Origin of the sequence: Brevundimonas fluminis (genome assembly GCF_003934285.1) — a bacterium.
GTDB lineage: Bacteria > Pseudomonadota > Alphaproteobacteria > Caulobacterales > Caulobacteraceae > Brevundimonas > Brevundimonas fluminis.
This window is the reverse complement of sequence record NZ_RQWJ01000005.1, coordinates 107,855-128,847: the sequence shown is the minus strand read 5'-3', so window position 1 is coordinate 128,847 and position 20,993 is coordinate 107,855. Positions and strand designations below refer to the sequence as shown.

The window sequence follows — 20,993 nt, the reverse complement described above, 5'->3', positions numbered from 1 at the left end:
CCCCTCGGCAAGCGGCGCGCGACCTCCCATATGGGCGGACGAGTTTCGAGGAGACCGCCATGCTGCCCCAGAAGATGAACATGCCCTCGCCCGACGCCGCCCTGCCGGGCCGCGCGACGCCGCTGGAGACCGACGAGGTTCACTTCCTCACCGGCCGCCCGCTGAAGGGGCCGCATCCCGAGGGGTTCCAGACGGCCATCTTCGGCATGGGCTGCTTCTGGGGCGTCGAGCGCGTGTTCTGGAACCTGCCGGGCGTCTGGGTGACGGCGGTCGGCTATGGCGCCGGCTACACGCCGAACCCGACCTACGAGGAGGTCTGCACCGGCAAGACCGGGCACAACGAGCTCGTCCAGGTCGTCTTCGATCCTGCGAAGACCTCGTACGGGGAGCTGCTGAAGGCGTTCTGGGAAAACCACGACCCGACCCAGGGCATGCGTCAGGGCAACGATCTGGGCACTCAGTACCGCTCGGGCATCTACGTCCTGAACGACTCCCAGCGGATTGAGGCCGAGGCGTCGCGCGACGCCTATCAGGCGGCGCTGACGGCGGCGGGCCGGGGCGCGATCACGACCGAGATCGTGCCGGCCGGACCCTTCTACTTCGCCGAGGGCTACCACCAGGGCTATCTGGCCAAGAACCCCGCCGGCTATTGCGGCATCGGAGGCACGGGCGTGACCTGCCCGATCGGCGTCGGGGTCGAGGCCTGAGCATGGATCGGGCCGGAGTGGGCAGGGTCTGCCTGGCGCTGCCCGGGGTGACGGTGGATCATCCCTGGGACCCGGATCACGACGCCTACCGGGTCGGCGGCAAGATGTTCGCCGTTTTCGGCTCCACGGGCGGATTGTCGTTCAAGGCGTCGGACATCGCCTTTGAGGTGCTGACCGAGAGCGGCCGGGCGCGGCCGGCGCCCTACATGGCCCGGGCGAAGTGGGTGAACCTGGAGGACCCCTCCGACTGGCCCCACGACGAGCTGGCCGAACACCTGAAGATCGCCCACGGGATCGTCGCGCAGAAGCTGACGAAGAAGGCGCGGGCGGAGTTGGGGCTCTAGTTCCGGCCGCGCTCCGCGTCCATCCATGCGTCCATTCTGAGGTCCAGCAGGTCCAGCGGCAGGGGCCCGTCCACCAGCAGGGCGTCGTGGAAGCGGCGCACGTCGAAGCGGTCGCCCAGCGCCGCCTCGGCCCGGGCCCGGATGTCGCGCAGGCGGATCTCGCCGACCTTGTAGGCCGTGGCCTGGCCGGGCCAGCCGACGTAGCGCTGAAGCTCCGTCTCGATGTTGTGCGGGGCCAGGGCCGAGTTGTCGCGGAAGCAGGCGCGGGCCTGTTCGACCGACCAGCCCTTCCAGTGCATGCCGGTGTCGGCGACCAGCCGGCAGGCGCGCCACATCTCGTAGCTCAGGCGGCCGAAGCGCTCATAGGGCGTGCGGTAGAAGCCCATCTCCTCGCCCAGGAATTCGGCGTACAGGCCCCAGCCTTCGGTGAAGGCGGTGACGTCGGCGGCGCGCCGGAAATAGGGCTGGGCCTCGGCCTCCTGCTGCAGGGCGATCTGCAGGTGGTGGCCGGGCACCGCCTCGTGCAGCGTCAGGGCCGGAAGTTCGTACAGCGGGCGTTGATCCAGCTTGCCGGTGTTGACGATGTAGCCGCCGGCCACCCCGCCCTTCAGCGAGCCCGGGAAATAGCGGCCGGTGGTGTAGGTGGCCTCGATCTCCAGCGGCACGGGGCGCACGCCGTAAGGGGTGCGGGGCAGGACGCCGAACAGGGCGGGCAGGCCGTCGTCGGCGCGCTTGGACATCTCCGACGCCTTTTCCAGCAGCTGCTCGCGGCTGGTCGCATAGAACTGGGGATCCGTGCGCAGGAAGTTCAGGAAGCCGGCGAAGTCGCCGGTCCAGCCGGCGGCGCGCATCTCCACGTCCATGCGCGCGCGGATGCGGGCGACCTCCTGCAGGCCCAGCTCGTGGACCTGATCCGGCGTCATCTCCGTGGTCGTGTAGCCGCGCACCAGCCAGGCGTACATGTCGCGCCCGCCGGGCTTGAGGCCCAGACCGGGGGCCTCGGGCGCGCGGGGCAGGTAGTCCGTTTTCAGGAAGTCGAGCCACGCCCGGCGCACGGGCATGATCCGGTCGACGATGATGGTCCGCGCCCGGGCGCGGAGATCGGCCTGATCGGCCTCGGAGATGGAGGCGGGCAGGTTGGCCAACGGCCGCATCAGCGGATCGCGGTCGATAGTCATCGCCGCGTCGGTCTCGGCCAGGGAGACGGCGCTGACGACGACGGAGCGCGGCTGGATCATGCCGGTGTCCAGTCCGCGTCGGGCGTTGGCGGTGGACGCCGCATACAGATCGGGAATGCCGGCCATCCGGGCCAGCCAGTTCTCGGCGTCCTGCTTCGTGGCGATGCGGGTGACCGAGGCGAAATAGCCCAACGACTGGCCCACGCCGCCCTCGGAGTTGAAGGCGAGGCGGCCGGTGTCGAGATCGATGCCCTCGATCTCGCGGGTGATCAGCCGGTCCAGCAAGGCGTGGTTGATGCGGTCGTCGAGCGACAGGGCCGAGGCGTCGATGGCGTCCAGCCGGGCCTTGAAGGCGACGAGTTCCGGTCGTCGGGCCAGCTCGCCTTCCCGGCTGTTGTCGGGCAGTCGGGTCAGGGCCTCCCCGTCACCCTCCTGTCCGGCCGTGATCGGATCGTGGCGGCGGAGGAAGGTCTCATAGTCCGCGATGAGGGCCGCCAGCGGCGTCGCGGCCGGGCGCGCGGCCTGCGTCGGGGCCATGACGCCGCCGTCTGCGGCGCACGCGGCGAGCAGCAAGGCGGCGGCCCCGGCGGTGATGGCGGTGCGATGCATGACTTTCCCCCTCGTTGGCGGGGAGGGTGCGTCGGAGGTCAGCGCGCGGTCAAGTCAGCCGCAGGCGGCGAAGAAGCGCTCGACGCGCGGGGCCGAGCCCGGCTGGACCACCATCGCCTCGCGCCAGCCGTCTCCATAGGCGGCCAGCCAGCCCACGCGGCGGAACCTCTGGAACACCGGCGTGTCGGCGTCCGCCTGGGCCGTCAGATAGACGCCGCCGTTCATCTCGTCCGGCTCGCGCGTCGCGGGCCAGCTCTCGGTCTCGCCGCCGGATTCGAGCGCGATGCGCGTACCGTCGTCCGGGCCGGTGTATTGGGTCAGCGCCAGCCGGCCCGAGCCCGCGGCGCAGCTGAGGGTCAGCCAGACGTCGTCGCTTTCCGCCCGCCCATAGGTCAGGTGCGCCATCCCCTCGTCGGTGGCCCCGAACCAGTCGTGTCCGGCCAGCGGTTGGGGCGCGGACGCGTCGGTCGGGAGAGGGCCTGCCGGCTCGACCGACGCGCACGCTGCGACCGACAGGGCGGCGAGCCCGAGCAGGGACAGGCGGATGGGGGACATGAGGACCTCTGCGCGTCAGCCCGCACACAGTTCGCCAAAGCGGCGCAGCTTGGCAAGGTTGGCGCGGTTCACCGCCACGGCGCCCGCGCGTCCACCCGAACTGACGTCCAGCCGCCCCCCGGCGCTGAAGGCGGCGAAGACGGGATGGTCGATGCGCAGGCCCACGCCCAGAGATCCGTCGGCGTCCGCGTCTGACTGCGACTGCGCCGTCGCGCGACCCGCGCGCAGCTGGGAAAACTCCGCCGCCTGGCCGAAGCCGTAGATGCGGACCGTCGCCGCCCCCGAACCGGCGTCGCATTCCAGCGTGGCCCGAAGGTGCTCGGTGTCCGGGATCTCGTTGGCGAGGACCAGGTTGTCCCCGCTCTCGTAGAGGGTCCACGTCCAGCCGTCGCGTGGGCCCTGCAGGGCGAGCGCGCCGACGGTCGCGATGATGGCGAGGATCATGTCCGGCCCCCCGGCTGAACGGTCAAGCTAGCAGAGCCCTAGGCCCGCGTCGCGCCGCAATGGGAGAAGAAGCCGTCGATCACGGCCTTGTCACCCTGCGTGACGGGCAGGTCGGCGGGACCTGCCTCGCCCATGACCGGCAGACCGTCGCGATCGCGAAGCGAGGTGAGGGCCTCGGAGTCGATGTCCACGGCGACGTCGCTCATCGCCAGACCCGTCAGGGGATCGACCGGCACGGGGCCTTCCTGCACGGCCGCGCCCGTGGGGGTGACGACGCCGAAGGCCTGAACCTGGCGGTCGCCCGGCGCGCAGGTCAGCATGATCACGATCTGATCGGAATGGGCCACGCCATAGGCCAGCTTGGCCGTCTCGCCCTCATGGCTCAGGTGCCAGGCCAGGCGCCCTTCCAGCGGCGTCTCGTCGATCACGGCCTCGGACCGGCTCTGGGCGGCGAAAGCGACCAGCGACAGGGTGGCGGCGACGGGGATCAGATACTTCAGCATGGCAAAAAACTCGCGTCTGACTGGCCAAACGCGAGTTTCTGTTAAGAGTTTCAGCGTGGCCGTTGGCGCGGCGGGGCTGCGTTCCATTCGCAACCCCCGCGGCTCACGTGGCGCGCGACCGCTTGGCGAGCGGCAGCGCCGTTCAGAAGGGACTGAACCGCTCCACCAGCGACTGGCCCGCGGGGGTCGCCTGCACGCGGCTGATGTCGCCCCGGCCGCCGTAGCTGATGCGCGCCTCGGCGATCTGGTCGTGCTGGATGACGTTGGCGGAAGAGATGTCCTCGGGCCGCACGATGCCGGCGACCGTCAATTCGCGGACTTCACGGTTGGTGCGCACTTCCTGCCGACCCTGGATCACGAGGTTGCCGTTCGGCAGAACCGCGGTGACGACGGCGGCGATGGTCAGGTTCACCCGCTCCGACCGATTCACGCTGCCCGTGCCCTGGGCGTTGGACTCGCCTCCCATGCCGACCATGTTCCCGGGGTCGAATCCGCCAGGAAAGGCCTGGCCCAGGCTGTTCTCAAGACCGAAGAAGTTCGAGACGCCTGCCGAAATCTCGTTCGAGCGGCTGCGCACCGTGCTGTTCGAGGTCTGGGCCCGGTCGTCGATGTCGATCTCGATGGTCAGGATGTCGCCGACGCGGCGGGCGCGCTGGTCCCCGAAGAAGCTGCGGGAAGAGCCCGCGAACAGGCTGTTGGCGCTGGCCGCCTGGGGGGCGGAGCCGTAGGCCGCCTGCGGCGCGGCCAGGTACTGCTGCTCGACCGGGACCAGGGCGGCAGGGTAGCCGATGGGCGCCAGTTCCGGCCCCCGGACTGCCTCCATGGCCGTGGAGCAGGCGCCGAGCGCGAGCAGGGGCAGGGCGGCGGCGAGGCTCTTCAGACGCATGTGCGGACTTCCCATCACTGGAACGCTTGGGGATTGGAACGGGCGGCCTGGGCGGCGGGGCCGGTCACGGCACGGCCGGGGCCGACGGCGACCGCGTCGATGGTGCGGCCCGACTGCAGATTGGTGATCGCCACCGGCTGGCCGCGCGCGGCGTCGCGTTGGGCCCGGCCCGTGACGGTCAGGGTGACCCCCGGGGCGGAGTAGGTGACGGTGACCATCTCGTTGCGGCTGATCACTTTCGGAGCCGTCAGATCGTTGGGCTGGACCGCGGCGCCGGAGCGCAGGGCGCGGCGGGCCGACATGCCGACGACGGCGTCGACGTCCTGCGGCGCGCCGGCGGGAACGAGATGGTTCTGCATCGGCGCCCAGATCACGTCCTCGGGCTGGATCACCTCGCCGGCGGCGATGCTGCGCGCATAGGTCAGCGCCTCGACGGTCGGTCCGGCGCGGCGTGCGGAAGGGGCGGCGCCGACGGGGCCGGAGGCGGCCGGGGCCCCTTCGCGCACCACGACGCGCCGCAGCCCCTGCGGATTGGCCCAGATCAGCCCGGCGCGGCGCGCGCTGGCCTGCAGCGTGCCGGCCTCGATCACGACCGTCGGCCCGACGCGGCGGGCCACGACCACGGACGCCGCCGACCCGGCGCCGTCGAACACCTCGCCCAGGGTGACCTGACCGTCGTCGTCGACCGGATTGGCCTTCAGCGTGACGTCGGAGGCGAGGGCCGGCCCGGAGACCAGCAGGGCCGCAGCGGCGATCAGGGCGCGGATCACGACTTCACCTGCGCCGAGACGGCCATCATCTCGTCGGCGGTGGAGATGACCTTGGAGTTCATCTCATAGGCGCGCTGGGCGATGATCAGGGCGCTGATCTCGGACACGGCGTCCACGTTCGACGCCTCGGTGTAGCCCTGCAGCAGCTGGCCGAAGCCGGGGTCGCCGGGCGTGCCGACGGTGGCCGGGCCGGAGGCGGCCGTTTCCAGCAGCAGGTTGTCGCCGACGGCCTCCAGACCGGCCTCGTTGAAGAAGGTGGCGATCTGGATCGTGCCGACGACCTGCGGTTCCGGGCTGCCCGAGACGATCACCTGGACCTCGCCCGACTTGGAGATCGACACGTCGACCGCGTCCTGCGGAATGCTGATGGCGGGTTCCAGGAGATAGCCGTCGTCGGTGACGATCTGGCCCTCGCCGTTCAGGCTCAGATTGCCCGCCCGCGTGAAGGCGGTCTCGCCCGAGGGCAGGGTGATCTGGAAATAGCCCTTGCCGTCGATGGCCAGGTCGAAGCGGTTGCCGGTCTGCGTCGGCGTGCCCTGCTCGGTGATGCGATAGACCGAACCGGTCTTCACGCCCGCGCCGATCTGGATGCCGGTCGGCACCACGGTTCCGGCGCTGGATGAGGTCGCGCCCATGCGTTCGACGTTGTGGTACAGCAGGTCCTGGAACTCGGCGCGCTGACGCTTGAAGCCCACCGTGTTCATGTTGGCGATGTTGTTGGAGATGACCTCCACGTTCGTCTGCTGGGCGGCCATGCCCGAGGCGGCTGTGCGAAGAGCGCGCATGGTGGGCTCCCTCTCTTAGTTGACCTTGCCCAGCCGCTCGACGGAGCGGCGCGACAGGTCGTTGGCGTTTTCGATCATCTTCGTGATCCGCTCGTAGGCGCGCTGGATCTCGATCAGATTGGTGATCTCAAGGATTGGATTGACGTTCGATCCCTCCAGCATTCCCTGATGGATGCGGACGTCCGCGGCCTCGACGGGCTGGGCGTTGGAGGTGTTGCGGTACAGGCCGTCGCCGCCCTTCTCGAGCACCGAAAGGGTGTCGAAGCGGACGGCCGTCAGCCGACCGATCTGCACGCCGTTCTGGCTGATGGTCCCGTCGGCGGCCACCGAGGGCGAGCCCAGCGCGGGGTCCAGCACTATCTCCTGGCCGTTGCCGAGAACAGGCCGCCCCTGGCCGCTGACCAGCCGGCCCTCGGGGTCCAGGGTGAAGGCGCCGTCGCGGGTGTAGGCCTCGCCCGCCCCGTCCTGCACCACGAAGAAGGCGCCCTCGCCCTCGATGGCGAAGTCCAGGGTGCGGTCGGTCTGCTCCAGGGCGCCCTGCGAATAGTCGCGGCCCAGACCCTGATCCAGCACGAAGCTGACGCCCGGTCGGACCGAATCGTTGCGGGCGCGCTCGCCCACCTCGGTGCCGACAAGGAGCTGTTCGACCTTGAAGCCGGTCGTTTCGGCGTTGGCGATGTTGTTCGCCACGACGTCGAGTTCGCGGCGCAGGGTCATCTGGCGGGACAGTCCGACGTAGGCGGCGTTTTCCACGGGCGGCTCCTTTCGCACAACCTCGTCGCAATGCCCGTGCCAACATGGCCGGCCCCGGATTCGCTGGATCAGCGCGGGATCGCGACGTCGGCGCCCGGCAGCTTCTGCCGGTTCTAAACGGCGCGTTAACCAAGTCCGGCCGAAATGACCGACGGAACGGTGCGGGCGGATTCGATGCTGAAGTTCGGCAAGAAGAAGGGCGGGGCGGACGTCCCCGCGGTCGTCGAGGGCGAGGGGGCCGTCGACGGCGAAGCCGCGCCGAAGAAGAAGAAGCTGCCGATCCTGTTCATCGCCATCGGCGCCGGCGTCCTCCTGCTGGGCGGCGGGGGCGGCGCGGCCTTCTTCCTGATGCAGCCCAAGCCGGCCGCCGCCGGGGAAGGCCACGGCGAGGCAAAGGGCGGCGATCACGGCAAGAAGGACGAGAAGAAGGACGCCAAGGGCGGGCACGGCAAGGGGGGGGAGGCGGAGGCCGATCCGGCCCTGGGCAAGATCACCGAGGGCCCCGACGGCGTCACCTTCCTGACGCTGCCCGACATGGTCGTGAACGTGCAGGCCTCCGACGGCCGCCCGACCTTTCTGAAGCTGAAGCTGACCCTGGAGATGTCCGACGCCCACCAGGCCGAGGTCATCCAGTCCCAGATGCCGCGCCTGCACGACATGCTGCAGGCCTTCCTGCGGGAGCTGCGCCCGGAGGAGCTGCAGGGCTCGGCCGCCAGCTTCCAGCTGCGCTCCGAACTGGCTCGCCGCGTCAATCTGATCCTGGCGCCCGGCAAGATCGACGCCGTGCTTATCGAGGAGATGCTGGTCCAGTGAGCGCGGCGACCGCAGAGAATCTGGAAACCTCGGACCCGTTCGGCGGGGAGCCCGACCGCGGCGGGCTGGTGCCCGAGCGCGTGCTGAACCAGGACGAGATCGACAGCCTTCTTGGGTTCGACCTGGGCGATGACGACGCGTCGGACCGCACCGGCATCCGCGCCATCATCAACTCGGCCCTCGTGTCGTACGAGCGGCTGCCGATGCTGGAGATCGTCTTCGACCGCCTCGTGCGGCTGATGACGACGTCCCTGCGCAACTTCACATCGGACAACGTCGAGGTGTCGCTGGACAACATCTCGTCGATCCGTTTCGGCGACTATCTGAACTCGATCCCGCTGCCGGCCATCCTGGCGGTGTTCCGGGCGGAGGAGCTGGACAACTACGGCCTGCTGACGGTCGATTCCAACCTGATCTATTCGATCGTCGACGTGCTGCTGGGCGGCCGGCGCGGCACCGCCGCCCTGCGCATCGAGGGCCGGCCCTACACCACCATCGAGCGGGTGCTGGTCCAGCGCATGGTCGAGGTCGTGCTGCACGACGCCCAGCAGGCGTTCGAGCCGCTGACGCCGGTGCACTTCAACCTCGACCGGCTGGAGACCAATCCGCGTTTCGCCGCCATCGCCCGGCCCGCCAACGCCGCCATTCTGGTGAAGCTGCGCGTCGACATGGAGGACCGCGGCGGGCGCATCGAGCTGCTGCTGCCCTATGCGACGCTGGAGCCCATCCGCAAGATGCTGCTGCAGCAGTTCATGGGCGAGAAGTTCGGGCGCGACAACATCTGGGAAGGCCACCTGGCCAGCGAGCTCTGGACGACCCAGACCGAGGTCCGTGCGGTCCTGGACGAGCACCAGGTTCCGCTGTCCGAGGTGTTGAATCTCAAGGTCGGCGACACCCTGATGCTGAACGCCACGCCGGACAGCGACGTCTCGATCCGCGCCGGCCAGATCCCGCTAACCGTCGGCAAGATGGGCCGAAAGGGCGCGCACATCGCGGTCCGGGTCGAACGCCCGATCTCGAAAGACGCCGCGGCCGGTCTGACCAAGGGAGGTTTCTGATGATCGGTCTGGTCATGGATTCGGTCCTGATGCTGCTGTTGGTCTGCGCCGTCGGCTTCGGCGTCCGGCTGGAGCGTCGGCTGAAGGTCCTGCGCGAGGGCCAGCTGGCCTTCGCCGGGGCGGTGACCGAGCTGAACGAGGCGGCCGGCCGCGCCGAGGCCGCGCTGGCCTCCCTCCGTGCGGCGGGACAGGAGACCGACCTGCTGCACGACCGCATCGTCAGGGCGCGCGAGCTCAAGGGCGAGCTGGAGAAGCTGATCGCACGGGGAGGGGACCTGCCCGAGCGCCACCCCGCCGCGCCGCCGGCCGCCGCGCGCCGCGTCGAAAGGCCTGCGCCTGCGGCCACCTCGCCCGAACCCGCCGACCGCATGGCCTCTCTGGCCCAGCGCATTCAGGCCCTGGCCGGACCGGGCGCCGGGGCCGGCCGGGACGACGTCGCCGCCATCGTGCGCGCCATGACCGCTAACCCTGTGTCCGAACGGATCCCTAACCGGACCGTGCGAGCCCAGGACGACGACCTTTTCGCCGCCTGACCGGACGCGTTCCCGCATGAGCAAGCTGCCCCGCATCCTGCCCCTCGCCGCCGTCGCCGTGGGCGGCGTCATCCTGGTCCGCGCCGTCGGCGTGGCGCCGGGCCTGTTCGAGGGGGCGGTGGCGTGGGCCGAAGAGGCCGCGCCGGCCGCCGCGACGGCGAACGCCAACTCTGCGACGGCCGTCTGCGCCCTGTCGGAGGAGCAGCTGGCGGCCCAGATCGGCATCTCGCCCGCCGAACTGCGCGTGATCTCGTCTCTGGGAGATCGCCGCAAGGAGCTCGACGCCCGCGACGCCGACTTCGCCACCATGCTGCCCCTGCTGGCCGCCGCCGAGCAGAAGCTGGCCGAACAGACGGCCGAACTCGAGAAGGTGAAGGGCGAGGTCGAGGGCCTGCTGGGCCAGGTCGACGAGAAGGCCAAGGCCGAGACCGACCGCCTGGTCGCCGTCTATTCCGCCATGCGTCCCCGTGAGGCCGCGGCCGTCTTCACCCAGCTGGACGATTCGGTGCTGCTGCCGGTCGCGGCGGCGATGCGGCCGCGCACCCTGGCCGCCATCATGGCCCAGATGCCGCCGGCCCAGGCCCGCGCCCTGACGGAGAAGCTGGCGGCCCGATTCCAGTCCGCGCCGCTGGCAGCCCGCGCCGCCGCCGCGACGGCGCCGGCCTCGGCCCCGCCCACGACGCCCGCGGCGACGACCCCCGCGTCCGGCGCTGGCACGCCGCCGGCCGCCACGACGACGGCCCCGCCGCCGGCCCAGCGCGCCGCGACTTCCCCGGCGCGCCAGCAATCGACGCGACCGGCGCCGACGCCGCGCCGCAGCCAGAGCCGGCCGCCGCAGAGCACGCCCGCCCGGTCCCAGCCGCAGACCGCGCCCGCCGCCTCTTCCGCAGAGCCGCCCCAGCGACCCCGCCAGTCGGTCGAATAGGTTGGCGTGAACGCGAGGGGCGGCTATGCGTCCGCCCCGACCCTTTGCTTGAGACCGCGCCGCCATGTCCGACACGCCTCCCGACCGCCTGTCCGTCGATCCCGACAGCCCCTTCCACGACGCCGACGTGCTGGCGCGCGGCGTGGGCGTCCGCTTCAAGGGCGAGGAAAAGACCAACGTCGAGGAATACTGCGTGTCCGAAAGCTGGGTCCGCCTGGCCGTCGGCAACCGGGTCGATCGTCGCGGCAAGGCCCTGACGGTCAAGCTGCAGGGGCCGGTGGAGCCCTATTTCCAGAACGGCTGATCCCCGTTCCGTCCGGCGACGGATCGCGCTACGCCTGCGTCCTCGCTGGAGGATGCGCCTTGATCCGATCGTTCGCCGCCGTCGCCCTGTCCGCCCTGACGCTGGCCGCGACGCCCGCCCTGTCCCAGTCGCCCGAGGTCGTGGCCCAGGCCGTCCAGCTGCGCGACCGGGCTTTGGCCGACAATGCCGGCTATGAGATCGTCAGCGACCTGACCACGCGGTTCGGCCCTCGTCTCGCCGGCTCGCCGTCCGAACAGGCCTCGGCCGCCTGGGGCGCGGAACTGTTCCGCGAGCTGGGCTTCGCCAACGTCGAAATCGAGAGCTTTCCGCTGGCGTACTGGGAGCGGGGCACGGCTTCCGCCGAAATCCTCGCGCCCTTCCCGCAGCCGCTGGTGGTGGTGGCTCTCGGCGGCTCGCCCGCCACGCCGCGCGGCGGCGTCGAGGGCGAGGTCGTGGTGTTCGAGACGTTCCAGCAACTGCTGGACGCGCCAGAAGGCTCCCTGACCGGCAAGATCGCCATGGTGCTGCAGGACACGGTGCAGGCCCAGGACGGGCGGGGCTACGGCGCCACCTCGCCGATCCGCGGGCGCGGGCCGATCGAGGCCGGCAAGCGTGGCGCGGTCGCCTTCGTGCTGAGGTCGTTGGGAACCCACGACCACCGCTTCGCCCACGCCGGCGCCACCACGGTGGGCGAGGGGCAGGTGCCGGCCTTCGCCATGAGCCCGCCCGACGCCGATCAGGTGCGCCGCATCGTGGCCCGTTCCGACCAGCCGATCCGCCTGCGCCTGACCTCCACCAGCGGATACGGTCGCGAGAGCAAGTCCCAGAACGTCATCGGAGAAGTGGTCGGCACGAACCCCGACGAGGTCATCGTCATCGGTGGGCACCTCGACAGCTGGGACCTCGGCACGGGCGCCATCGACGACGGCGCGGGCGTGGCCATCACCGCCGCGGCCCTGGCCCTGATCGCCGACATGCCGGTCAAGCCGCGCCGCACGATCCGCGTGGTCTGGTGGGGCGCGGAAGAAGTCAGCCAGCCGCCGCCCGCGCAGGGCCTGGCCGGCGCCCGCTTCTATGCCGAGCGCCGCCGCGACGCGATGCCGAACCACGTCGCCATCAGCGAGAGCGACTTCGGCGCCGGACCAATCTACAGCCTGGCCCTGCCGGCGGGTGCGGGAAGCACCGACTTCCAGAAGGCGGCCATGGCCGTGCTGGCGCCGCTGGGCATCATCTGGGACGGCGCGCCGGCGACCGGCGGCGGGCCCGACACCGGCCCGACCGTCGCGATGGGCGTCCCGGCCTTCCGCCTGAACCAGGACGGCACCGACTATTTCGACTGGCACCACACCGCCGACGACGTGCTGGACCGGATCGATCCCGAGGCCATGGACCAGAACGTCGCCGCCTGGGCCGCCTTTCTGTGGCTGCTGGCCAACTCCGATGTGGACTTCAGGGCCTTGCGTCCGGCGCAGTAGCCCTCGGCGAGCGTGGCGAAACTGGTAGACGCAAGGGACTTAAAATCCCTCGACTTCGGTCATGCGGGTTCGACCCCCGCCGCTCGCACCATCGGCCCGGCCGGGCGTTCAGCCGCCATGGCCCAGTCCGATCTGTTCGCCGCGCCGCCCGTCCTGCCTGGGGGGCTGACCTATGCGGAGGGCGTCCTGCCGCCCGACGCGGCGGGGGCGATCATGGCCGGGTTCGCCGACCTGCCGTTCCAGGCCTTCGACTTCCACGGCTTCAAGGGCCTGCGCCGCATCGTGTCCTATGGCGCGCGCTATGACTTCAGCGCGTCTCGCCTGCGTGACGCGGCTCCGCTTCCCGCCCTCCTCGAACCGGCGCGGGAGGCGGCGGCCGCGTTCGCGGGCGTCGCGCCCGAGGCTTTCGGTCACGTGCTGGTCACGGAGTACGCCCCCGGCGCCGGCATCGGCTGGCACCGCGACCGCCCGGAGTTCGACAGGGTCGTCGGCCTGTCGTTCGGCGCTCCGGCGAACTTGCGCTTCCGGCTGCGCGAGGGCGAGCGCTGGCGACGGGCGGCGCTGACGGTCGAGCCGCGCTCCGCCTATCTGCTCGACGGGCCGGCGCGGACGCGGTGGCAGCACTCCATCGCGCCGGGCGCGGCGTTGCGCTATTCCGTGACCTTCCGCACCCTCCGGCCATAACTTCGTGTTTCCGGCCGCGAACCGGCTTTGCCCGCCGGCGCTTTCCCCGGCATGCAGGGCGTGACGTCACTCAGGACCGCCGAATGAACAGAGCCCGCCGCGCCCGCATCGTCGCGACCCTGGGGCCCGCCAGCCGTGCGCCGGGCACGGTCAAGGCGCTGGCCCAGGCCGGGGCGGACGTGTTCCGCCTGAACTTCAGCCACGGCAGCCATGAGGATCACGCCGCCGCGCTGAAGGCCGTGCGGGGAGCCGAGATGGCGCTGAAGCGGCCGCTGGGGGTTCTGGCCGACCTGCAGGGGCCCAAACTGCGTCTGGGCAAGTTTGCGGACGGTGAGATCGACATCAAGCCGGGCCACCGGATGCGCTTCGACCTCGAGGCCACGCCCGGCGACGCCACGCGGGTGCAGATGCCGCATCCGGAGATCTTCCGGGCTTTGCGCACCGGCATGCTGCTTCTGCTCGACGACGGCCGGGTGCGCCTGCGCGTCGGCCAACGCGCCGACGACTGGGCCGACGTCGAGGTCGAGAGCGGCTCGAAGCTGTCGGACCGCAAGGGCGTGGCCGTGCCCGAGGCGATCATCCCCGTTTCGGCCCTGACGCCCAAGGACCGCGAGGACCTGGCCTTCGCCCTGCGCATCGGCGTCGACTGGGTGGCGCTCAGCTTCGTGCAGAAGGCCGAGGACATGGCCGAGCTGAAGCGGCTGGTCGGCGGCAAGGCGGCCTGTCTGGCCAAGATCGAGAAGCCGCAGGCTCTGGCCCAGCTCGATTCCATCCTCGACTACTGCGACGGCGTGATGGTCGCGCGCGGCGACCTGGGCGTGGAGCTGGAGCCGGAGGAGGTGCCGGTCGCGCAGAAGCAGATCATCCGCGCCGCCCGCCAGCGCGGCGTGCCGGTGATCGTCGCCACCCAGATGCTCGAGTCGATGACGTCCGCGCCCGCGCCCACGCGCGCCGAGGCCTCCGACGTCGCCAATGCGGCCTATGAGGGCGCCGACGCCCTGATGCTTTCGGCCGAGACGGCGTCGGGGGATTATCCTCTGGAGTCCGTCGGCGTCATGAGCCGCATCATCGAGCGGGTCGAGCGCGACCCCATGTGGCCCAGCCTGATGGACGCCGAACACGCCGGCATGGACGACATCGACGCCGACGCCCTGGTCGCTGCGGCGCGCAAGGCCGGCGAGGCCCAGTCGACCGCCTGCGTCGTGGTGTTCACCACCCTTGGCGGCACCGCGCGGCGCATGGCGCGCGAGCGGCCGCTGCAACCGGTGCTGGCGCTGACGCCCAACGCGTCGACGGCGCGTCGGCTGGCGCTGGTCTGGGGGCTGGAGTCTCGGCTGGGGCGGGAGCCGTCCTCGCTGGAGGAGGTCACCGACGACGCCGTGGCCGCCGCCATGGAGTACGGCCTCGCCCAGCCCGGCCAGCGCATCCTCATCCTGGCCGGCACCCCCTTCGGCGCCCCGGGGGCTGCGAATCTGCTCCGCCTGGCCCATGCTCCGGCGAAGAAGGGCAAGCGCTGACCGCGGGCCCCGAGGGTTCCGCGTGATCAAATACCTCGGCTCCAAGCGCGCGCTGCTGGACCGCATCGTTCATGCGGTGCGGGGGCGCCTGCCCGACGGAGGCCGCGTCTGCGACCTGTTCAGCGGCTCGGCCCGCGTGGGGCACGCGCTGAAGCGCGAAGGCTTCGCGGTCCATTCGAACGATCACAACGCCTACGCCCATGTACTCGCCACGGCCTACGTTCAGGCCGACCGGGACCGTTGGTTGGGCCCCGCCGAGCGGGCTCTTTCCGAACTGGCGGCGGTGAAGCCCGAGCCGGGCTGGTTCACCCGCACCTTCTGCGAGGACGCCCGCTTCTTTCATCCCGACAACGGCGCCCGCATCGACGCCATGCGCGAGCGGATCGCGCAGATGGCGCTCGAGCCGGAGCTGGAGGCCATCGCGCTGGTGGCCCTCATGGAGGCGGCCGACCGGGTGGACAGCACCGCCGGGGTGCACATGGCCTACATGAAGCGCTGGGCGCCGCGCGCGTTGAAACCGCTGCAGCTGCGGATGCCGGACCTGCTGCCGGGCGTCGGCCGGGCCACCTGCAGGGACGCCGTCGAGGCGGCGGCGGACGTCGAGGCCGACCTCGTCTACCTCGACCCGCCCTACAACCAGCACAGCTATCTGGCGAACTATCACTGCTGGGAGAGCCTGATCCGCTGGGACAAGCCGGAGGTCTACGGCGTCGCCAACAAGCGGATCGACGTGAAGGCCCGCAAGAGCGCCTTCAACAGCCGTCCGGGCATCGGCCCCGCGCTGGCGACCGTGGTCGAGCGGCTGCGGGCGCCGAACCTGATCGTCAGCTTCAACGACGAGGGCTATCTGAGCCGGAGCGACCTGACCGAGATGTTGTCGGCCAAGGGGCAGGTGCAGGTCGTCGAGATCGAGCGCCCGCGCTACGTCGGCGCCCGGATCGGCATCCACAATCCGCAGGGCCACAAGGTCGGCGCCGTGGGACGCCTGCGCAACGTCGAACACCTGTTCGTCGTCACCGACCGCCGCGTCGATCTGGCCGACGCGGCTTGACGGTTCGGAACCGGACGCGGAATCCTTCCGTTTCCGCGTCATGGACCAGATGACGATGACCCCCGAACGTCGCCAGTACGCCCATCGCATGTACGGCCGCGCCGCCGACGCCTTCGACGCGGTGGCGTGGAAGGCGCCCGAGGCCCGCCGCTTCCACGACGTCACCGCCAATGACGGCTACGAGATGCCCTCCGTGATGGACGAACTGCGCGCCCTGCCGCGCTGGGTCGTGATCGCCACGGGCGGCGCGTTCAGCGCCTTCCTCGGCGTGATGATGGGCGCGGCCTTCCGGCTCTAGGCGTTTTCCAGCAGGGCCCGGATCGGCGACCAGCCGCGACGGTGCGCGGGGCAGGGGCCCAGTTCCCTCAGCGCCGCCTGATGGATGGGCGCGTTGTAGCCCTTGTGACTGGCGAAGCCGTAGCCGGGGAACTCCGCGTCCAGCTGGATCATCAGCCGGTCCCGCGCCGTCTTGGCCAGAATCGACGCCGCGGCGATCGACAGCGACAGGCCGTCGCCGCCGACGACCGTCTGGACCTCGCAGGGCAGCTTGAAGCGATAGTTGCCGTCGACCAGAGCGGCGGCAGGTTGCGCCGACAGCGCCTCGATCGCCCGGCACATGGCCAGTCCGGTCGCGTGCAGGATGTTCAGTTCGGCGATCTCGTCGACGGAGGCGAAACCGACGCCCCACGCGACCGCCCTGGCCTTGATTTCGACCTCCAGCTCCTCGCGCCGCGCGGCGGTCAGGACCTTGGAGTCGTCTATGCCCTTCGGCACCCGGCGCGGGTTGAGGATCACCGCCGCCGCCGACACCGGCCCCGCCCACGGTCCGCGCCCCGCCTCGTCGACGCCGCAGATCAGGCCGCCGACGGCTTTCGCCAGCGTCTTCTCCAGCGTCAGGGTGGGAATCGGTCTCGGGCGGGCGGCCGTCATGCCCCCGACATGCCACGGACCTCGGCCTGCCGGAAGCAGCCGTCGACGTGATCGTTGACCATGCCTGTGGCCTGCATGAAGGCGTAGACGATCACCGGGCCGCAGAATTTGAAGCCGCGCGCCTTCAGCGCCTTGGCCATGGCGACGGACTCCGGGGATTGCGTCAGGTGGCCGTCCAGCCCCGTTGAGCGCTGGATCGGCTCGCCGCCGACGAAGCTCCACAGCCAGCCGGAGAAGTCCTCGCCTTCGTCCCGCATGCGCACCCATATGCGGGCGCCGTCGATCGCCATCCGGATCTTGGCGCGCGACCGGATGATGCGCGGATCGGCCAGCAGGCGCTCCACGTCCGCCTCGTCATAGGCGGCCACCGCGTCCGGATCGAACTGATCGAACGCGTCCCGGATGCCCTCGCGCTTCCTCAGGATCGTGATCCAGGCCAGCCCGGCCTGCATCCCGTCCAGCACGAGCTTCTCCCACAGGGCGCGCGGATCGCGCTCGGGCACGCCCCACTCCTCGTCGTGATAGGCGACGTACAGCGGGTCGGTCCCGCACCAGGCGCACCGACCCGCCGTCACGACTTCAGCGCCCGCCCGAGCGGATGGCGTGGCCGAAGGTCTTCCAGCTCAGCTTCACGTCCGAAAGGGCGCCCGCCCGGAAGGCGCGGCCGGCGATCCAGACCATCAGCAGCGCCGTCGCGAACATGCCGGCCATGGTGCCGAACACCTCCACCGGCGGCGGATCGGCCGGCGCGCGCGCGGGCATCAGGAAGGGAGTGAAGAAGGGGATCCACGACATGATCTTCACCAGCGGCGCGTCGGGCGTGCGCAGCGCCATCTGCACGACGATGATGGGGATCACCAGGATCATCATGATCGGCCCCATCAGCGTCTGGGCGTCGCGCGGCGTCTCGCAGAAGGCGCCGATGGCGGCGAACAGCACCGCGTACATCAGATAGCCCCCGACGGCGTAGGCGACGAAGTACCAGATCATGCCTCCTTCGGTGATCACCGAAGCCACGTCCGCGGCCCAGTCCGGCCGCGTCCCGATCAGGCCCGCCGCGCCGATGCCCACCCAGACCAGCATGACCGTCAGCGTCAGCAAGGCGACGCCCAGCACCTTCCCGGTCAGAATCTCGGTGGCCGAGGCGGAGGAAAGCAGCACCTCGAGAATCTTGTTCGACTTCTCCTCCATGACGCTGTTCAGCAGGATCGAGGCGCCCGTGATGATCAGCGACCACAGGATGAAGGCCGAGGCCAGGCCGATGATGGTCGGCAGACGGTCGCGGAACGACACCTCGCCGCCGCTGACCGACTGCGGCGAGAAGGCCGTCACCTCGGGCCGGAACCGTTCGGTGTCGGTTACGACCGCACCGTCGATGCCCGCGCCCTCGAACACCTCGCGGCGGTTGGTGGTCTTCAGCGCGTCGCGGACGAAGTCCTCCACCGTGTCGTCCGTGGCGCGTCGGGTCCAGACGCGGGCAGACGGCTTGCCGGTCGCGTCGCGGGTCAGGAAGACGATCGAGTCGATGCGCTGGTCGCGTTCGACGTCGGCCGTCAGCAGGTCCCGCGCCGCCTCGGTTTGGGCCTCGCCGGGGGCGGCCGAGGCCAGGGCGGCCGGGGTGTCGACGATGCGCAGGCGCTGACGGTTCAGCGAGGCGCTCAGCCCGCCGCCCTGTTTCTCGGCGGCGGCGACAGCCTCCTTGGGCATGCCGGTGGCTTTGGCCGCCTGCTCCTGCGCCCGGCGGGCGTTCTCGGCGCGGCGTTCGGCGTCGGCGCGCAGGGCGTCGCGGACCGATCCGGCCAGCCCCTGGGCCCCGGGACCTTCCTCCACCAGGACGACGGCCCGCACCGGCTCCGAGGTCCGCATCAGGATGGGGATGGCGCCGCCCAGCACGGCGAACATGGGAAACGCCAGCAGAGACAGCCAGAAGCCCACGGTCTTGGCGTAGGCGGCGAACTCCCGACGGGCGATCAGCAGGGTGCGGTTCATCGGGCGGCCTCCGAAACGGTCTCGCGGCGGACGGTCTGGTCCTGATCCGGGTCGTCGCCGGTCAGGCCGATGAAGGCGTCGTGCAGCGTCGGCTCGCGCAGTTCGAAGCGGCGCACGTCCAGCCCGCCCAGAAAGGCGGCCTTCAACGCGTCCTGCCCGCGCCCTCCGGGCGCCAACTGCGCCTTCAGCACGCGGACCGCGCCCTCTGTGCGCAGGGTCTCCACCGCGACCACGCCGGGCAGGGCCTTCGCCGCGTCCTCCGCGATCTCGCCCTCCAGCTCCAGGAAGCGACGCGTCGTCGCCTTGGCCTCGTCGACCGTGCCCTCGAAGGCCTTACGGCCGCGCGCCAGCAGCACGACCTTGTCGCACAGCCGCTCGGCGTGCTGCATCACATGGGTCGAAAACAGGACGGTCGATCCGTTCGCCGCCAGCCCGCGGATCATGGCCTCCAGCCCCTGCTGGTTGACCGGGTCCAGACCGGAGAACGGCTCGTCCAGGATCACGAACTCGGGACCGTGCACGACCGAGGCGATCAGCTGCACCTTCTGGGCCATGCCCTTGGACAGCTCCTTCATCTTCTTGGTCTGGGCGTGCTCCAGCCCCTGATCCTTCAACATCGCCCGCGCGCGCCGCTTGCCCTCGCCCGTCGGCAGTCCCTTCAACGCGCCGAAGAAGGCGATCGCGTCGATGGGAGTCATCTTCTTGTAGAGCCCGCGCTCTTCGGGAAGGAAGCCGATGCGGTCCCGCACCTTGCGACCGTCGGGCGCGCCCAGAATCTCGAGCCGACCCTCCGTCTGCGGCTGCAGGCCCAGGATCATCCGCAGGGTCGACGTCTTGCCCGCCCCGTTCGGCCCCAGAAAGCCGCAGATCGTGCCCCTCTCGACCGAAAAGCTGAGATCGCGCACCGCCTGGAACTCGCCGTAGCGCTTGCCGATGCCGTCAAGCGTGAGTGCCGCCGCCATGTCGTCGCCCCTGAAGTCTGCCTCGGATCAAGGCTAGGGGTGTAAAGGACGTTTGACAACCGCGGCCGGCGTCCCGTTCGTGAATTCCCCGTCATCTTCGGCGGATTGACCGCGGGCGCGCGTGATCCGATGGTGCGGGCGGCCGGGGAGGGGCCGCACATGCTTCAAAAGAGTCTCGCCGCCGTCGTCGGCGCGGTCGTGGCCGTCGCGGTGGTCATGGCGTGGCAGGCGCTGACCCACATGATCGACCCGCCGCCGACTGGAATGAACTGGAACGACGCGGCCGCCGTGACCGCGTTCATGCGCGCCATGCCGGCGTGGAAGTTCGCCGTGATCGTCCTCGGCTACGGCCTCGCCGCCTTCGCCGGCGGCTGGATCGCTTCGTTGGTCGCTAAGGGCCGCGGGTGGCACGCCTGGGTTCCGGCGGGCCTGCTGCTGGTCGGCACCTTCCTGAACATCAGCACGCTCTGGCACCCGACGTGGTTCCCCGCGGCCTGCATCCTGACCATTCTGGCCGGCGCCTGGCTCAGCGGGCAGGTGACGACGAAGAAGGCCTGATCAGCCCTCGACGACGACGTCGAACGTCCGGCCGATGATGCGGCTGGGATCGACGTGCGCGCCGTTCCGACGGATCTCGAAGTGCAGGTGCGGGCCCGTCGAATAGCCGGTCGAACCGACCAGACCGACGCGTTCGCCCGAGTACAGCTGCTGACCCGAACGCACGTCCACGCGGCTCAGGTGGGCGTAGAGGCTCGTCATGCCGTTGGGGTGGCGCACCTCGACGAAGCGGCCGAAGCCGGTCGGCTGATAGCCGGTTCGCAGCACCGTGCCCTCGGCGGCGACGAAGACGCCCGTGCCGGTCGGCGCGGCGAAGTCGACTCCCTTGTGCGCCCGGGCAGCGGCCTCTCCGGGCAGATGGCGCGTGCCGTAGCGGGAGTTGATGGCGAAGCCCTTCACGGGCTCATGGAACATGATTTCGCGCATCACGGGCCCGGCGGGCTCGGCGACGGCGACCACCGGCACGGCGGCGGGCGTGGCGGAGGCCTCGACCACCCCGGGGTCGGGATCGGCGTTGGGGGCGGCGGCCATGGCGAGCACGGCGGTGGTGGCGAGAGCGGCGGCCTGACCCGTGTGGATCAGAATGCGGCGGACGGTCGGCATAAGGCGTCGCATGCGTGCGGCGTCTCCCTGTCGGTGGCGTTCGTCGAACTGGGGGCG

General features: G+C 70.7%; 26 protein-coding genes and 1 tRNA gene. 14 read left to right on the top strand and 13 right to left on the bottom strand.

The window, feature by feature from the left end; genetic code table 11:
- The first annotated feature begins 59 nt into the window (after nt 1-59).
- Both msrA and EFJ44_RS12815 read left to right on the top strand, forming a co-directional pair.
- A complete protein-coding gene (msrA, locus tag EFJ44_RS12820; RefSeq protein ID WP_125257616.1) occupies nt 60-707 on the top strand; it encodes a peptide-methionine (S)-S-oxide reductase MsrA in 648 nt (215 codons plus the stop codon).
- 2 nt (nt 708-709) lie between these two features.
- A complete protein-coding gene (locus EFJ44_RS12815) occupies nt 710-1,051 on the top strand; it encodes an MmcQ/YjbR family DNA-binding protein (protein WP_125257615.1) in 342 nt (113 codons plus the stop codon).
- Here EFJ44_RS12815 and EFJ44_RS12810 read toward each other — a convergent pair.
- From EFJ44_RS12810 to flgF, 8 genes are all read right to left on the bottom strand, one after another.
- Nucleotides 1,048-2,838: a DUF885 domain-containing protein gene (locus EFJ44_RS12810; RefSeq protein WP_125257614.1), complete on the bottom strand. Its 1,791-nt coding sequence runs from the start codon at nt 2,836-2,838 to the stop codon at nt 1,048-1,050. The genes EFJ44_RS12815 and EFJ44_RS12810 overlap by 4 nt on opposite strands.
- 54 nt (nt 2,839-2,892) lie before the next feature.
- Nucleotides 2,893-3,393 carry a hypothetical protein gene (locus tag EFJ44_RS12805; RefSeq protein WP_125257613.1) on the bottom strand — a complete coding sequence of 167 codons (501 nt, stop codon included), beginning with the start codon at nt 3,391-3,393 and terminating at the stop codon, nt 2,893-2,895.
- Between the two features lie 15 nt (nt 3,394-3,408).
- On the bottom strand, nt 3,409-3,837 hold the full coding sequence (locus EFJ44_RS12800) for a hypothetical protein (protein WP_125257612.1): 429 nt from the start codon (nt 3,835-3,837) through the stop codon (nt 3,409-3,411).
- 38 nt (nt 3,838-3,875) lie between these two features.
- On the bottom strand, nt 3,876-4,340 hold the full coding sequence (locus EFJ44_RS12795; RefSeq protein WP_125257611.1) for a hypothetical protein: 465 nt from the start codon (nt 4,338-4,340) through the stop codon (nt 3,876-3,878).
- A 142-nt stretch (nt 4,341-4,482) separates the two neighbouring features.
- A complete protein-coding gene (gene flgH, locus EFJ44_RS12790; RefSeq protein ID WP_125257610.1) occupies nt 4,483-5,226 on the bottom strand; it encodes a flagellar basal body L-ring protein FlgH in 744 nt (247 codons plus the stop codon).
- Between the two features lie 14 nt (nt 5,227-5,240).
- The gene (gene flgA, locus EFJ44_RS12785) at nt 5,241-5,993 is read right to left on the bottom strand and encodes a flagellar basal body P-ring formation chaperone FlgA (protein ID WP_125257635.1); all 753 of its coding nucleotides are present in this window, start codon (nt 5,991-5,993) and stop codon (nt 5,241-5,243) included.
- Entirely contained in the window at nt 5,993-6,781 is a 789-nt protein-coding gene (gene flgG / locus EFJ44_RS12780) for a flagellar basal-body rod protein FlgG (RefSeq protein ID WP_125257609.1), read from the bottom strand. The genes flgA and flgG overlap by 1 nt, the downstream gene beginning before the upstream one ends.
- 15 nt (nt 6,782-6,796) lie before the next feature.
- Nucleotides 6,797-7,534 (bottom strand): flagellar basal-body rod protein FlgF, encoded by a 738-nt coding sequence (gene flgF, locus EFJ44_RS12775; protein ID WP_125257608.1) that lies wholly within the window; start codon nt 7,532-7,534, stop codon nt 6,797-6,799.
- 144 nt (nt 7,535-7,678) lie between these two features.
- On the opposite strand from flgF, the gene EFJ44_RS12770 reads away from it, so the two are divergent.
- The 11 genes from EFJ44_RS12770 to EFJ44_RS12720 all read left to right on the top strand — a co-directional run bounded on the left by EFJ44_RS12770 (nt 7,679) and on the right by EFJ44_RS12720 (nt 16,192).
- Nucleotides 7,679-8,347 carry a flagellar basal body-associated FliL family protein gene (locus tag EFJ44_RS12770; RefSeq protein ID WP_420897396.1) on the top strand — a complete coding sequence of 223 codons (669 nt, stop codon included), beginning with the start codon at nt 7,679-7,681 and terminating at the stop codon, nt 8,345-8,347.
- Entirely contained in the window at nt 8,344-9,405 is a 1,062-nt protein-coding gene (fliM, locus tag EFJ44_RS12765; RefSeq protein ID WP_420897395.1) for a flagellar motor switch protein FliM, read from the top strand. The genes EFJ44_RS12770 and fliM overlap by 4 nt, the downstream gene beginning before the upstream one ends.
- Nucleotides 9,405-9,938, top strand: coding sequence for a DUF6468 domain-containing protein (locus EFJ44_RS12760; protein ID WP_125257607.1), 534 nt, complete (start codon nt 9,405-9,407; stop codon nt 9,936-9,938). Before fliM ends, EFJ44_RS12760 begins: the two co-directional genes overlap by 1 nt.
- Before the next feature lie 16 nt (nt 9,939-9,954).
- Nucleotides 9,955-10,863, top strand: a complete 909-nt coding sequence (locus tag EFJ44_RS12755) for a MotE family protein (protein WP_125257606.1) — start codon at nt 9,955-9,957, stop codon at nt 10,861-10,863.
- A 64-nt stretch (nt 10,864-10,927) separates the two neighbouring features.
- The gene (locus EFJ44_RS12750) at nt 10,928-11,167 is read left to right on the top strand and encodes a DUF3297 family protein (RefSeq protein ID WP_125257605.1); all 240 of its coding nucleotides are present in this window, start codon (nt 10,928-10,930) and stop codon (nt 11,165-11,167) included.
- Nucleotides 11,168-11,226: 59 nt separating this feature from the next.
- Entirely contained in the window at nt 11,227-12,642 is a 1,416-nt protein-coding gene (locus EFJ44_RS12745) for a M20/M25/M40 family metallo-hydrolase (protein ID WP_125257604.1), read from the top strand.
- A 6-nt stretch (nt 12,643-12,648) separates the two neighbouring features.
- Nucleotides 12,649-12,733 (top strand) — tRNA-Leu (locus EFJ44_RS12740).
- 26 nt (nt 12,734-12,759) lie between these two features.
- Nucleotides 12,760-13,326: an alpha-ketoglutarate-dependent dioxygenase AlkB gene (locus tag EFJ44_RS12735; RefSeq protein ID WP_125257603.1), complete on the top strand. Its 567-nt coding sequence runs from the start codon at nt 12,760-12,762 to the stop codon at nt 13,324-13,326.
- Nucleotides 13,327-13,409: 83 nt separating this feature from the next.
- A complete protein-coding gene (gene pyk, locus EFJ44_RS12730; protein WP_125257602.1) occupies nt 13,410-14,843 on the top strand; it encodes a pyruvate kinase in 1,434 nt (477 codons plus the stop codon).
- Nucleotides 14,844-14,865: 22 nt separating this feature from the next.
- Nucleotides 14,866-15,894 carry a DNA adenine methylase gene (locus EFJ44_RS12725; RefSeq protein ID WP_125257601.1) on the top strand — a complete coding sequence of 343 codons (1,029 nt, stop codon included), beginning with the start codon at nt 14,866-14,868 and terminating at the stop codon, nt 15,892-15,894.
- A gap of 40 nt (nt 15,895-15,934) precedes the next feature.
- Nucleotides 15,935-16,192: a hypothetical protein gene (locus EFJ44_RS12720; RefSeq protein WP_125257600.1), complete on the top strand. Its 258-nt coding sequence runs from the start codon at nt 15,935-15,937 to the stop codon at nt 16,190-16,192.
- Here EFJ44_RS12720 and EFJ44_RS12715 read toward each other — a convergent pair.
- From EFJ44_RS12715 to EFJ44_RS12700, 4 genes are read right to left on the bottom strand one after another with little or no spacing between them, the layout of a single operon-like run.
- On the bottom strand, nt 16,189-16,824 hold the full coding sequence (locus tag EFJ44_RS12715; protein ID WP_125257599.1) for a ribonuclease HII: 636 nt from the start codon (nt 16,822-16,824) through the stop codon (nt 16,189-16,191). The two genes, EFJ44_RS12720 and EFJ44_RS12715, sit on opposite strands and share 4 nt — an antisense overlap.
- A complete protein-coding gene (locus EFJ44_RS12710; protein WP_125257598.1) occupies nt 16,821-17,399 on the bottom strand; it encodes a DNA-3-methyladenine glycosylase I in 579 nt (192 codons plus the stop codon). Before EFJ44_RS12710 ends, EFJ44_RS12715 begins: the two co-directional genes overlap by 4 nt.
- A gap of 4 nt (nt 17,400-17,403) precedes the next feature.
- Entirely contained in the window at nt 17,404-18,813 is a 1,410-nt protein-coding gene (locus EFJ44_RS12705; protein ID WP_125257597.1) for an ABC transporter permease, read from the bottom strand.
- Nucleotides 18,810-19,775 carry an ABC transporter ATP-binding protein gene (locus tag EFJ44_RS12700; RefSeq protein ID WP_125257596.1) on the bottom strand — a complete coding sequence of 322 codons (966 nt, stop codon included), beginning with the start codon at nt 19,773-19,775 and terminating at the stop codon, nt 18,810-18,812. Before EFJ44_RS12700 ends, EFJ44_RS12705 begins: the two co-directional genes overlap by 4 nt.
- 159 nt (nt 19,776-19,934) lie before the next feature.
- On the opposite strand from EFJ44_RS12700, the gene EFJ44_RS12695 reads away from it, so the two are divergent.
- Nucleotides 19,935-20,333 (top strand): hypothetical protein, encoded by a 399-nt coding sequence (locus EFJ44_RS12695; RefSeq protein ID WP_125257595.1) that lies wholly within the window; start codon nt 19,935-19,937, stop codon nt 20,331-20,333.
- On the opposite strand, the gene EFJ44_RS12690 is transcribed toward EFJ44_RS12695, so the two are convergent.
- Entirely contained in the window at nt 20,334-20,948 is a 615-nt protein-coding gene (locus EFJ44_RS12690; RefSeq protein WP_125257594.1) for a M23 family metallopeptidase, read from the bottom strand.
- Nucleotides 20,949-20,993 lie beyond the last annotated feature (45 nt).

What these genes read in the sequence shown, in the direction of transcription:
- msrA (WP_125257616.1), top strand. Translation starts at nt 60, where the DNA reads ATGCTGCCCCAGAAGATGAACATGCCCTCGCCCGACGCCGCCCTGCCG.
- EFJ44_RS12815 (WP_125257615.1), top strand. Translation starts at nt 710, where the DNA reads ATGGATCGGGCCGGAGTGGGCAGGGTCTGCCTGGCGCTGCCCGGGGTG.
- EFJ44_RS12810 (WP_125257614.1), bottom strand. Translation starts at nt 2,838, where the DNA reads ATGCATCGCACCGCCATCACCGCCGGGGCCGCCGCCTTGCTGCTCGCC.
- EFJ44_RS12805 (WP_125257613.1), bottom strand. Translation starts at nt 3,393, where the DNA reads ATGTCCCCCATCCGCCTGTCCCTGCTCGGGCTCGCCGCCCTGTCGGTC.
- EFJ44_RS12800 (WP_125257612.1), bottom strand. Translation starts at nt 3,837, where the DNA reads ATGATCCTCGCCATCATCGCGACCGTCGGCGCGCTCGCCCTGCAGGGC.
- EFJ44_RS12795 (WP_125257611.1), bottom strand. Translation starts at nt 4,340, where the DNA reads ATGCTGAAGTATCTGATCCCCGTCGCCGCCACCCTGTCGCTGGTCGCT.
- flgH (WP_125257610.1), bottom strand. Translation starts at nt 5,226, where the DNA reads ATGCGTCTGAAGAGCCTCGCCGCCGCCCTGCCCCTGCTCGCGCTCGGC.
- flgG (WP_125257609.1), bottom strand. Translation starts at nt 6,781, where the DNA reads ATGCGCGCTCTTCGCACAGCCGCCTCGGGCATGGCCGCCCAGCAGACG.
- EFJ44_RS12770 (WP_420897396.1), top strand. Translation starts at nt 7,679, where the DNA reads ATGACCGACGGAACGGTGCGGGCGGATTCGATGCTGAAGTTCGGCAAG.
- EFJ44_RS12760 (WP_125257607.1), top strand. Translation starts at nt 9,405, where the DNA reads ATGATCGGTCTGGTCATGGATTCGGTCCTGATGCTGCTGTTGGTCTGC.
- EFJ44_RS12755 (WP_125257606.1), top strand. Translation starts at nt 9,955, where the DNA reads ATGAGCAAGCTGCCCCGCATCCTGCCCCTCGCCGCCGTCGCCGTGGGC.
- EFJ44_RS12750 (WP_125257605.1), top strand. Translation starts at nt 10,928, where the DNA reads ATGTCCGACACGCCTCCCGACCGCCTGTCCGTCGATCCCGACAGCCCC.
- EFJ44_RS12735 (WP_125257603.1), top strand. Translation starts at nt 12,760, where the DNA reads ATGGCCCAGTCCGATCTGTTCGCCGCGCCGCCCGTCCTGCCTGGGGGG.
- pyk (WP_125257602.1), top strand. Translation starts at nt 13,410, where the DNA reads ATGAACAGAGCCCGCCGCGCCCGCATCGTCGCGACCCTGGGGCCCGCC.
- EFJ44_RS12720 (WP_125257600.1), top strand. Translation starts at nt 15,935, where the DNA reads ATGGACCAGATGACGATGACCCCCGAACGTCGCCAGTACGCCCATCGC.
- EFJ44_RS12715 (WP_125257599.1), bottom strand. Translation starts at nt 16,824, where the DNA reads ATGACGGCCGCCCGCCCGAGACCGATTCCCACCCTGACGCTGGAGAAG.
- EFJ44_RS12705 (WP_125257597.1), bottom strand. Translation starts at nt 18,813, where the DNA reads ATGAACCGCACCCTGCTGATCGCCCGTCGGGAGTTCGCCGCCTACGCC.
- EFJ44_RS12700 (WP_125257596.1), bottom strand. Translation starts at nt 19,775, where the DNA reads ATGGCGGCGGCACTCACGCTTGACGGCATCGGCAAGCGCTACGGCGAG.
- EFJ44_RS12695 (WP_125257595.1), top strand. Translation starts at nt 19,935, where the DNA reads ATGCTTCAAAAGAGTCTCGCCGCCGTCGTCGGCGCGGTCGTGGCCGTC.
- EFJ44_RS12690 (WP_125257594.1), bottom strand. Translation starts at nt 20,948, where the DNA reads ATGCGACGCCTTATGCCGACCGTCCGCCGCATTCTGATCCACACGGGT.